General features: G+C 57.9%; 9 protein-coding genes. 6 read left to right on the top strand and 3 right to left on the bottom strand.

Features of this window, described 5'->3' with window-relative positions; genetic code table 11:
* The first annotated feature begins 4 nt into the window (after positions 1 to 4).
* The 3 genes from EOA86_RS09040 to EOA86_RS09030 all read left to right on the top strand — a co-directional run bounded on the left by EOA86_RS09040 (position 5) and on the right by EOA86_RS09030 (position 3976).
* Positions 5 to 1417 carry an amino acid adenylation domain-containing protein gene (locus tag EOA86_RS09040; RefSeq protein ID WP_281035644.1) on the top strand — a complete coding sequence of 471 codons (1413 nt, stop codon included), beginning with the start codon at positions 5 to 7 and terminating at the stop codon, positions 1415 to 1417.
* Positions 1417 to 2565: an acyl-CoA dehydrogenase family protein gene (locus EOA86_RS09035; RefSeq protein WP_065006928.1), complete on the top strand. Its 1149-nt coding sequence runs from the start codon at positions 1417 to 1419 to the stop codon at positions 2563 to 2565. The genes EOA86_RS09040 and EOA86_RS09035 overlap by 1 nt, the downstream gene beginning before the upstream one ends.
* Before the next feature lie 388 nt (positions 2566 to 2953).
* Positions 2954 to 3976, top strand: a complete 1023-nt coding sequence (locus EOA86_RS09030) for a glycosyltransferase (protein WP_164891640.1) — start codon at positions 2954 to 2956, stop codon at positions 3974 to 3976.
* Positions 3977 to 4297: 321 nt separating this feature from the next.
* On the opposite strand, the gene EOA86_RS09025 is transcribed toward EOA86_RS09030, so the two are convergent.
* On the bottom strand, positions 4298 to 5665 hold the full coding sequence (locus EOA86_RS09025; protein ID WP_164759890.1) for an exopolysaccharide biosynthesis polyprenyl glycosylphosphotransferase: 1368 nt from the start codon (positions 5663 to 5665) through the stop codon (positions 4298 to 4300).
* A gap of 377 nt (positions 5666 to 6042) precedes the next feature.
* On the opposite strand from EOA86_RS09025, the gene EOA86_RS09020 reads away from it, so the two are divergent.
* Positions 6043 to 6765 carry a Crp/Fnr family transcriptional regulator gene (locus EOA86_RS09020; protein WP_128341285.1) on the top strand — a complete coding sequence of 241 codons (723 nt, stop codon included), beginning with the start codon at positions 6043 to 6045 and terminating at the stop codon, positions 6763 to 6765.
* Positions 6766 to 7018: 253 nt separating this feature from the next.
* Here the strand turns inward: EOA86_RS09020 and EOA86_RS09015 are convergent, their stop codons facing one another.
* Entirely contained in the window at positions 7019 to 7249 is a 231-nt protein-coding gene (locus tag EOA86_RS09015) for a hypothetical protein (protein WP_206629984.1), read from the bottom strand.
* 205 nt (positions 7250 to 7454) lie between these two features.
* On the opposite strand from EOA86_RS09015, the gene EOA86_RS09010 reads away from it, so the two are divergent.
* Together EOA86_RS09010 and EOA86_RS09005 are read left to right on the top strand one after the other, a co-directional pair.
* The gene (locus EOA86_RS09010) at positions 7455 to 7748 is read left to right on the top strand and encodes a hypothetical protein (protein ID WP_128341284.1); all 294 of its coding nucleotides are present in this window, start codon (positions 7455 to 7457) and stop codon (positions 7746 to 7748) included.
* Between the two features lie 262 nt (positions 7749 to 8010).
* A complete protein-coding gene (locus tag EOA86_RS09005) occupies positions 8011 to 9354 on the top strand; it encodes an SGNH/GDSL hydrolase family protein (protein ID WP_128341282.1) in 1344 nt (447 codons plus the stop codon).
* 61 nt (positions 9355 to 9415) lie between these two features.
* Here the strand turns inward: EOA86_RS09005 and EOA86_RS09000 are convergent.
* Positions 9416 to 10052: EscU/YscU/HrcU family type III secretion system export apparatus switch protein (locus tag EOA86_RS09000; RefSeq protein WP_206629983.1), on the bottom strand; the 637-nt coding region annotated here is incomplete at its 5' end.

Below are 10052 nucleotides of genomic sequence, written 5' to 3'. Positions count from 1 at the left end.
TCGGATTGGCGTCCGGCCGGCGGACCGCGTCGGCATTTGCCTTCCAAAATCGATCGCCTCGCTCGCTGTTCTGTTCGGCATCTTGAAGGTGGGCGCGGCCTATGTTCCCGTCGACTCTCTGGCACCGTCTGCGCGTAACGCGTTCATATTTAACGACTGCGGCGTGCGCGCGATTTTCGTGGAGGCGTCCCGAGCCGAAACTTTGCGCTGTGAGTTGGCGCGCTTGGCTGCGGAATCTTGTCTCTTACCGCTCGACTGGTCCGACGGTCCCTCGCCGCTCGCGACGTACCTGGCTCGCGTAGAGGCCGACGGCTTGGCGGCGGAGGACGAATCGGCGCGGTCGGGGCCGGACAACCTCGCTTACGTGCTTTACACTTCGGGCTCGACCGGCCAGCCGAAGGGCGTGATGCTGACGCATCGCAATGGCTCGAGCTACGTGGACTGGTGTTCCGATATCCTCGCTCCTGACGAGAACGACCGCTTCTCCTCCCATGCGCCTTTCCACTTCGACCTGTCTATTCTCGACATCTTCGTACCGCTGAAGCACGGCGCGACCGTATTTCTCATCGGTGAGGAGCTCGGCAAGAATCCGACCCGGATGGCGTCGGTGATCGCCGAGCGGCGGTTGACCGTCTGGTATTCCACGCCCTCCGTTCTCACGCTTCTGGTCGAGCACGGCAGCCTTGATGCTCGCGACGACCACGCTCTTCGGTTCATTCTATTTGCCGGCGAGGTTTTTCCGGTCAAGCATCTGCGCAGGCTAAAGGCTGTGGTCCCACGCGCACGCTACCTGAATCTCTATGGCCCAACCGAGACCAACGTCTGTACCTACTACGAAATCCCGCAGACGATCGCCGAAGACCGCTCGGCGCCGTTTCCGATCGGGCGCGCCTGCTCGCATGTTAAGGCACGCGTGATCGATGCGAATGGTCGCGACGTGCCGCGAGGTCAGGAAGGCGAGCTCGCAATCAGCGGTGCTCCTGTGATGCTGGGCTATTGGAACATGCCTGAGCGAACAAGCGCCGCTTTTCATGTCGATTCAAGCGGTCGCTGGTACCGTACCGGCGATGTAGTGATCGAAGGCGATGGCGGAGTCTACACCTTCCGCGGTCGACGCGACCGGATGGTGAAAAGACGGGGATATCGGATCGAACTCGGCGAGATCGAGACGGCGCTCTATCGCCATCCAGCGATCTCCGAGGTGGCGGCGATCGCTCGCTCGGAGGAGTCGGGCGTCTCCATAAAGGTGTTTTATGCCTCGCGCGACGGCCATGCGCTGTCGCTCATCGAGCTGAAGCGGTTCTGCGCCCACAACTTGCCGGCCTACATGGCCCCGGACTGGTTCTCGCATCAGCAGTTACTTCCCAAGACATCGACAGATAAAATCGACTACCAGCATCTGATGAGGATGGAGTAGTGGATTTCGCGCTGAACGAGGAGCAGCGTATCCTGCGTGGCCAGATCCTTCGCTTCGCGCAGGATAAGCTCAATAAAGACGTCAGGCAGCGCGACCGAGACCAAGTATTCCAGCGCGAGTTGTGGGGGGCTTGCGCGCAGATGGGCCTGACCGGCCTGCCAGTCCCCCAGGCCTACGGGGGACCCGGTCTCGATTCCCTGTCCACGGCCATTGCAATCGATGCGCTTGGCTACGGCTGCGAGGATTCCGGCTTGGTCTTCTCGATCTGCGCCCACCTTCTGGCCTGCGTGGTGCCGATTTGGAAGTTCGGCACCGAAGAGCAGAAGAATCGATATCTTCCGGGGCTCTGTGATGGCACTTTGATCGCAGCCAATGCGATGAGCGAACCGGAGTCGGGCTCGGATGCATTTGCGATGCAAACCCGGGCGGAGCCTCATGGCGATGGCTTTCTAATCAACGGCACGAAGACCTTCGTGAGCAACGGGCCGGTGGCAGATGTTGCCGTCGTCTTTGCTGTCACTGACCGCGCCAAGGGGTATTTCGGCGGCATCACGAGCTTCCTCGTGGACCGCGCGCTGCCCGGCTATCTGGTCGCGCAAAAGTTCGAAAAAATGGGACTGCGGACGTCTCCGATCGGGGAGCTTGTCTTCGAGGACGTATTTGTTTCGAAGAACGCTGTTCTCGGTGGAGTGGGCGGCGGCTCGAGGCTGTTTGCTCATAGCATGGACTGGGAGCGGGCGTGCCTATTCGCCAGTCATATAGGCACCATGGAGCGGCTTCTGGAAAAGGCAGTGGCCTATACGCGCACCCGACGTCAGTCCGGCCAGGCCATCTCCAAGCACCAGGCGGTCGCCCATAAGATTGCCGACATGAAGATGCAGGTGGAGGCGGCCCGACTGCTCGTCTACAAGGCGGCGTGGGGCCTTGAGCGCTCCCAGTCCGTATCCCTCGACGCCGCCGTTTCGAAGCTCTTTGTGAGCGAATCGCTAGTTCGCACCACGCTCGATGTCGTCCAGGTCTTCGGCGGCTATGGTTTCTTGAGCGAATTCGACGTCGAACGTGCCGTGCGTGATGCCATCGGCAGCAAACTCTATTCCGGAACTTCTGAGATACAGCGCAACATTATTGCTGGCTGGCTGGGGCTTTGATGACGGCTGTGGTCAGAACCTGTCCATGAAGGGGCGGCGTGTGCTGTCGCTGGGCCTGCCCTCAGTTCGCGAAAAGGGCGACGCTCGATTTTGGTAAGGCAACCGGAGAGTGGTACTATCGCAAGCCATGGAGGCACCGGGGCGGAGGGCGCTTTTGTCGTTCGACTTGGGTGCGTCTGCCCAGCCCGTGATCTCCGAACTTGCGGCTCAGAGGCAAAGAACTAGACCAGCCGCGACGCGTGAAAGATAGGCTTTGTGGATGCGGCTTCTCTATATACATTCTGCGCACGTCCCGGCGCCGGCCGCCAATGCGGTACAAGTCGCAAAGATGTGCCATGCATTTCGGGTAGCCGGAGCGGAGGTCCTACTAGCGCTTCCACGCGCCTCCATGAATACACGGGACCATTATGAGAAGATCGCGCGCGAATACGGATTCGATACCGAGTTCCCATTCCGCGTTCTCCCTGTACCCTTTTGGCCTGTGCCCGGCCGGGAGCTTTTTTTTGCTGTGTTGGCGCTGCTTGCTGCGGTCTGGCTGCGGCCGCATGTAGTCTTTACACGCTCGGCTACTGTAGCGTTTGTTTCTGCCGGACTTTTCGGATTCACGACGGTTTTTGAGCTTCACGACCCGATTGGCAGTTTGAGCAGACGTCAGCGTCAGCGCCTTGCCAAACTGATAGGGCTAGAGGCATTCCGTATGCTGGTCGTCACGTCGCAACGTCTGCGGGACGACAGCATCCGCCTCTTTCCTCAATATGCGGGAAAATTTCTCATCGCGCCCAATGGCGCGGATCCTGTTCCGCCGAATGTCGAGTCATGCAGCCTCAGCGGCACGTTCAAGGTTGGTTATGTCGGACATCTGTATAAGGGAAAAGGCATGGAGATAATAAGCGCAATTGCGCCTCGATGCGGCTGGGCGACATTTCACATCGTCGGGGGAACACCAGGCGATATAGAGTATTGGACATCGAAGCTGGCCAAATGCCCGAACATAGTGTTTCACGGCTACGTTCCTCACGCCGCGACATGTGCCTACTTGGCCGAAATGGACGTTGTACTCGCGCCTTATCTTAGAGATGTAGAGGGCCAGGGCGGCGGTCGAAATATCGCTGAGGGAATGTCGCCGCTCAAGCTCTTCGAATATATGGCGCATGGCAAACCCATAGTGTCCTCCGACCTGTCAGTTATACGAGAAGTTTTGAGGGATAGCGTCAACAGCGTTCTGGTGTCGCCAGACAACCCGTCCGACTGGGTCAAAGCTCTTAAGCGCCTGCGCGAAAACAAGGCGCTTCGGGATCAGATCGGTCAGCAGGCGAAGACAGACTTTCTGGCCAGGTACAGCCGCATCGCACGCGCAACCAACATTCTAGAGGAAATCAAGAGCCGGATGCTGTCGAGCGGAAGCTCATAGGACTGCACAATTGTTCTTGTTGAAGGCGGCTGCGCCGCCAGCAAGCCTGCTTTCCGTTCGCCGCAATGAGCCCGTGGTCCGTCCTGAACCCTTGAATGGCAAGATCCGACTGCTCCGACCATCTCCCCGCGTCGCGTTGATTTTCGCATTGAGCTATGTGCCACTGTCCGGCCACTGAACCGGCGCGAACCCGATTGTGAGGCTCGATGTACTCGCTGGCGGTGGGATCGCCCGAAGCATTAGAATCAAAATTATCCGTTCAATCGGTCGGAGGATGGACTTAATGTATCCATCTAGCTTCCTGAGAAGCTGCTATATACATCAATAGACATTACGATCCGAAAAGATCAGTAGAGCAGTTTTCCAAATTATCTTAATATCGAGAAGCATGCTCCAGGATTTTATATACCAGAGGTCGTGTTCAACGCGTTTTTCCATCCTCCAGAGTTCCTTCGTTTCCCCTCGAAAGCCATTGATCTGAGCCCAGCCTGTCAAACCGGGCTTTACATGATGACGGTAAGCATAACTCGCAATGGCCAAAGTATAGGTGTCGTCGTGAGCGACGGCGTGAGGCCGTGGCCCCACCAGGGACATCTCCCCCCGAAGCACGTTGAATAACTGCGGCAGCTCGTCGATGTTTGACCGGCGCAATATTCGGCCAAGTCGGGTAACCCGCGCATCATTACGCTGCGCCTGGCGAATTTGTGCACCGTTCTCCTGCACCGTCATCGATCGGAATTTATAAATATTGAACGGCTTACCACCAAAACCTCGTCGCATCTGCCGGAACAGCACAGGGCGACCGTTCTCGAGCGCTATGGCACATGCGACCAAGGCCATCAACGGACACAGGAACAGCAGGAGCAGGGATGCAACAGCAATATCGAACAACCGCTTGAGCAGGCGTTCGGCAGGCCTCAACGGCATACGCTGGACTTCGAAGGCACGCTGCCAGCCGGTGTGCAGCGGGCATCCAGCCAGAATTCTATCTATGTAGGCGTCGGCGAAAAGATAAATCGGCAGCGGGAGGCGGGACATTTCCTCCAGGATGCGTTCGATCAACTTCCGCTGGTCCCAAGAGCAAAAGAGATAAACTGCCCCATACGAGCCATTACGGAACGCAGCCTGTGCAGCTGCGACGGCGGCATGCACCGACCGTGCCGCGATCGTGCCATCATCGTTCTCAATGTTCGAAACACCACAAACCGCGATGCCCTGTTGCCCAAGCTTGTTGATTATCCCCTGTTCCTTTCCAGGAACGCCAGAGTAAAACAGATAAACTGTGCGCAACACGAGTTTCTCAGCCGCCAGAAGCCGTTTCAGTCCACGCGCTAGAACCACGTGGCCAGGCAGCAGGGTTGGGAATCCGACCGCAAACGCCAGCGTCAAGGAGCCGCGCGAGAACGTCGACGTCGTCTTCGTGAGAAAGGCGAGCCAGAGAATTGAAAAGAAAACAAACAGCCAGCCGCTGATAAGTGTTTTAATCCTGCAGTGATTGTCCAGGATGCCACTAACCGTGTAGGCGCCCCTGGCGGTCATGAATGCGACCAGCAACAGACCGGCGGTAACACTTAGGCAGATCGAATCCCAGATATCTGGCGACGTCAAGCCGAAGGCCCTATGGTAGAGCTCAATTGACGCAAGAAGTATTGTCTGTCCAAGGAGGAAATCAGCAGTTGCGAGAAACACGCAAACTGCTCCCACAGGAAGCCGTAGCGGCTCTACCCTTCGATTCCAGAGCGCACGCGACGCCTCGGTTGGTGCATGCCGCATAGAGACGAACCCCCCGAATCCTGTTGCATCCCTTCTCCTTACTGGCTCATGGCACACGCCATCCCATAAGGAGGGGGTTATCCAGTCGGTTAGATTTGATTTAAATGTCTCAGAGACATGCCGCTGTTACCCCGGGCACAGATGAGTCGCTATTTTATCGTATCCTAATGTGTTAATATTTTCTACCTTAACGCGTCTGCGCGAGAACGGACCGGAAATCGGACTCGTTGAAGAGGTGGTCAAGGCAACGCTTTAGGGGACCGGGGCGCTTACCCTATCAGGGAGAGAGAGCCATGGCAGAAAATGGCGCTGAGGTTCGGGTCAAACATCTGAACAAAATACGCTTATTTCGGCAATTTGGGCAAGATACTCTTAGTGAAATGGCGAAAGCAGCCATCCTAAGGAGGGTTCCAAAGAATAAAGTCTTAACTCGCCTTGGGGACATACCGCGTTATATTTACTACGTAATTCACGGAAAAGTTCGTCTTAGTGTACCCCTCTCAGACGGCCGAGAGTTCATCTTTTCCGATCTTGGTCCCGGTGACACTTTCGACTTGACTAGATTGTTCATCGCGCGACACAGTGACATGAACGCTGCGTCAGTCGTGGACAGCGACTTGCTCCAAATCGAAGCAGCTTTCATGGCTAGTGTCTTCGACAAGCACCCAGATCTCGCACTGAAGGTGATCCCGTACTTATGCCAAGCAACGCACGACGCGCAAGAGCGAGTGATCCACAGTGCGTCCAGTGCACTATCCATTCGATTGGCGAGCACGCTCTTGCGATTGACTGAGACCCCGCACAGCACGGCTGCCGTGAATGGAGCTATGAGCATCCACATTTCGCAGACCGACCTCGCGGCAATGATCCCGGCGTCTCGCGCGAAAGTGAATCGTTGCCTGAGAGAATGGGAACGGCGGTATCTGACCCAATACGACCACGGCTCGCTGACAATTCTCAATCGCACCGCATTAGAGTCTGTTGCTCTTGGCTACTCGCGTTTGACCGTTCAATGATGCCTTTCCTGTGTGCTCGGGCATCTCCACGCCATTCTCCGGGAAGTTAATGAACCGGAAGTGGTGCCGGTCGTGCTCGGATCGCTCGGTAAAGTCCTTACGTCGGCGTCGTCTGTCGCCGCACCGGACATGTGCGCCTTCGTAGGTAACGAGACACCGCTCACTGCCGTGCGACGGGCGGTTCGGGAGGTTCCTCACCCGCCTACACAATCGGAGTTCCTAAAGATCCAGCTAAAGTCCGGAGGCCGCTACTTTATCGCTTCCTATCTGTGGTGAATGGCCAAGCTCTGGGAATTCTAAAGAGCGTCGCGCTCGGAATGGCCACGGCTGCGGCGCGTCCGAGTTTTGGATTGTCGAGCGTCTTCGCGACGTCGGCGCTGGCGCGATTGCCGCCCGGGGCTGTACGGTCCTTGCCCCCGATGATCAGCGTTGTCGGCACGGAGATATTGCCAAACTCGTGGATCACAGGTTGGGTGAAGATCATGCCCGAGGTTTGAGCCTGGTTCCACGCTACCATCTCCTCATCACCATGTCGGTACAGAGATAACGATCAGTTGATCGTTGGGAGCCTTAATTGTGAGCCAATGGCACGCAGAGAGCACCGCCATTTTTGCCGTGCGCGATGCGACTTTGCTATTGGGGAATCCGAGATTAATGTCGGCCGCCCTTGTATATCACGTCGGTGGGAAATGGATCTTCAAGCCTTCAGAGATTCGATTGCGAAATCACGGCCGCCCGCCGGCTTGAGCCCTGCCCTGCAGGCGCTGTGGTGGGATGCAAAGGGCGATTGGGATAGGGCGCACGAGCGCGCGCAGGCGCGCGACGATACGGCGGGAATGCGCGTGCATGCCTACCTCCATCGCAAGGAAGGCGATCAATCGAATGCGGAATATTGGTATCGTCGCTGCGACGCCGCGCCGTCGACCTTGACGCTTGATGAGGAATGGCAAGAGTTAGCGCCTGCACTTTTGGGGCAAAGCTGACGCCTTCAGCACGCCAAGTCTGGTTCTGGGGGGCTTCACTCGAACGCAGCGATGACCTTTGATATAGGACCGCGTCACGGTCGAACGGCCTGCTCCAGTCCGCCGCTCGCCGAAACAGGCGGGCGGCATCCCTCTGCACAGTCGGACATCTTGCCCCTGGTGCTGGTCCAAGATCGCAACGGAAGTTCAATTTCATTCCCTGTGCAGCCCATCATAATATGGGCGGCGGCGGCAGTACCAGCATGTCTCGAGGAGGATGAAAATGCGGCTCACCAGGTGTTTCAATTTTGCGGGTAAGGTGTCATCGGCGCTTTCTCCCGCAGCAGGGAGGAAACGGCGTCTGCGTCAGATTACCCTGATATGTGCAGCTGTGGCGGCCGGCTCCGCGACCGCTGGTTTCGGGGCACAAGGCGCGGAAAAGGGGGCCTGGATCACCACTTGGGCTGCCACACCTGCTCCGCGCTGGTCGGATGATCTCCCTGCGCCTTTCGGAGTGCCGGAAGTGCTGGAGAATCAGACCGTCCGCCAAGTTGCCCGCATCAGCGTCGGCGGCAATACCGTCCGGGTCGTCCTATCGAATGCTTTCGGCGCTAAGCCACTGACCATCGGTGCCGGCAGCGTCGGAATAGCAGGCAAGGACGGCGACGTCGATCAGGCGACCCTGAAGCCCCTGACCTGGGGCGGCAAGAGTTCTGTGGTCGTTCCGCCGGGAGCCCCGATCCTCAGCGACCCCGTCGCCCTTCCGGCAGAAGCGCTTTCCGAAATCTCGGTCAGCATCTTCCTGCCGAAGAAGACAGCGCTGTCGTCGGTGCATTGGGATGGTGTGCAAACCGCCTACATCTCCGGCCCGGGAAATTTCACAAACGACGCGACGTTCAAGGCTGACAGCACACTCAAATCACGCCTTTTTCTGAGCGATATATGGGTTGACGCCGCGCCGGAATCCCAGGCGATCGTGTTTTTCGGGGATTCCATCACGGATGGGAATTGCTCGACCCCCGACGCCAACAATCGCTGGCCAGACCTTGTCGCCAAGCGATTGCAGGAGACCGGCCGCAAGATCGCGGTGGTTAACGAAGCTTTTTCGGGCAATCGCGTGTTGACCGACGGTATGGGCGTCAATGCTCTGGCGCGTTTCGATTCTGATATACTGAGCCATCCCAAAGTCTCGAGCGTCGTCGTAATGATGGGCATCAACGATATCGGCTGGCCCGGCGAAAATGCAATCACGCCGGACGACAAGGAACCGACCGCCGAAGACATCATCAGCGGATACAAACAGCTCATCGACCGCGCGCATGCCCATGGCATACGCATTGTAGGCGCGACGTTGACCCCCTTCGCCGACACCTTCAAAGGACTTCCCACCGAGGGTTACTACACACCCGAGAAGGAAAAGATACGCGTCGCTGTGAACGAATGGATACGCGCCGGTGGCGGCTTCGATGGCGTGATCGACTTCGACAAGGTGATGGAAGACCCGGCCAAACCGGGATATCTGCGCGACGAATACGACTGCGGCGATAACCTTCATCCCAACGACGCGGGATACAAGGCGATGGCAGACGCGGTCGATATCGACGTCCTATTGGGTTCAGCTAAATAGGTCGCTGCTGACCTTGCCGCGCTGCTCAGGTATTGCGCGGCAAGGTCGGTTCGACCATGCCTCAAGTGAGCCCGAGCCGGACGAGATGGCGCACGACCGGTGAGAACATCTCCTGACCGATGTAAGATCCGGTGTTTGCATTTTCGAAGAGTGGGCTGGCGACGGCCGCATCCTCGACCACGGGAATACCTGCCTTGCGTGCTTGAGCCATCATCTCGTCGGCCGCTCGGCCCTGGCCCTTGCCGACGACCGTCGGCACCGGCGTTTCACCCTTGACGTAACGCAACGCCACTGCGCGGTGGCCAGACGCGAAGACGATGACCGCGTTTTTTACGCCCAGCCTCGCAGGTTGCATCACGGCCTCACGCCGCTGTCGCTGCTGTTCATGCCGGATCAAGGGGTCTCCTTCGAGATCCTTGTGTTCGCGCTTGTATTCGGTTGTCGTCATGCGCATGTCGCGCAGGAACAGCCAGCGCTGAATCGGGACATCGATCACGCCGATAACGACAAAGGCCAGGGCGGCGGCAATTCCAAGTGGTGTCAGCACCGCTTTGACAATTGGCTCTAGGCATGACGGAGCGCATCCCGGAGCATCGAAGAGCGGCTGCAGCCACGCGACCAAAAGGAATGTGAAGAGGCTGGCCAGCAACACCACCTTGGCCAGGCCTTTGGTGAACTCGATGACGTTGCGTAGCGAC

The organism is Mesorhizobium sp. M5C.F.Ca.IN.020.32.2.1, from assembly GCF_004023105.1.
In the GTDB taxonomy this organism is placed as follows: domain Bacteria; phylum Pseudomonadota; class Alphaproteobacteria; order Rhizobiales; family Rhizobiaceae; genus Mesorhizobium; species Mesorhizobium wenxiniae.
The sequence above is the reverse complement of the archived record's forward strand: the minus strand, read 5'-3'. Positions and strand labels throughout refer to the sequence as shown.

What these genes read in the sequence shown, in the direction of transcription:
- EOA86_RS09005 (WP_128341282.1), top strand. Translation starts at nt 8,011, where the DNA reads ATGCGGCTCACCAGGTGTTTCAATTTTGCGGGTAAGGTGTCATCGGCG.
- EOA86_RS09030 (WP_164891640.1), top strand. Translation starts at nt 2,954, where the DNA reads ATGAATACACGGGACCATTATGAGAAGATCGCGCGCGAATACGGATTC.
- EOA86_RS09015 (WP_206629984.1), bottom strand. Translation starts at nt 7,249, where the DNA reads ATGATCTTCACCCAACCTGTGATCCACGAGTTTGGCAATATCTCCGTG.
- EOA86_RS09020 (WP_128341285.1), top strand. Translation starts at nt 6,043, where the DNA reads ATGGCAGAAAATGGCGCTGAGGTTCGGGTCAAACATCTGAACAAAATA.
- EOA86_RS09010 (WP_128341284.1), top strand. Translation starts at nt 7,455, where the DNA reads ATGGATCTTCAAGCCTTCAGAGATTCGATTGCGAAATCACGGCCGCCC.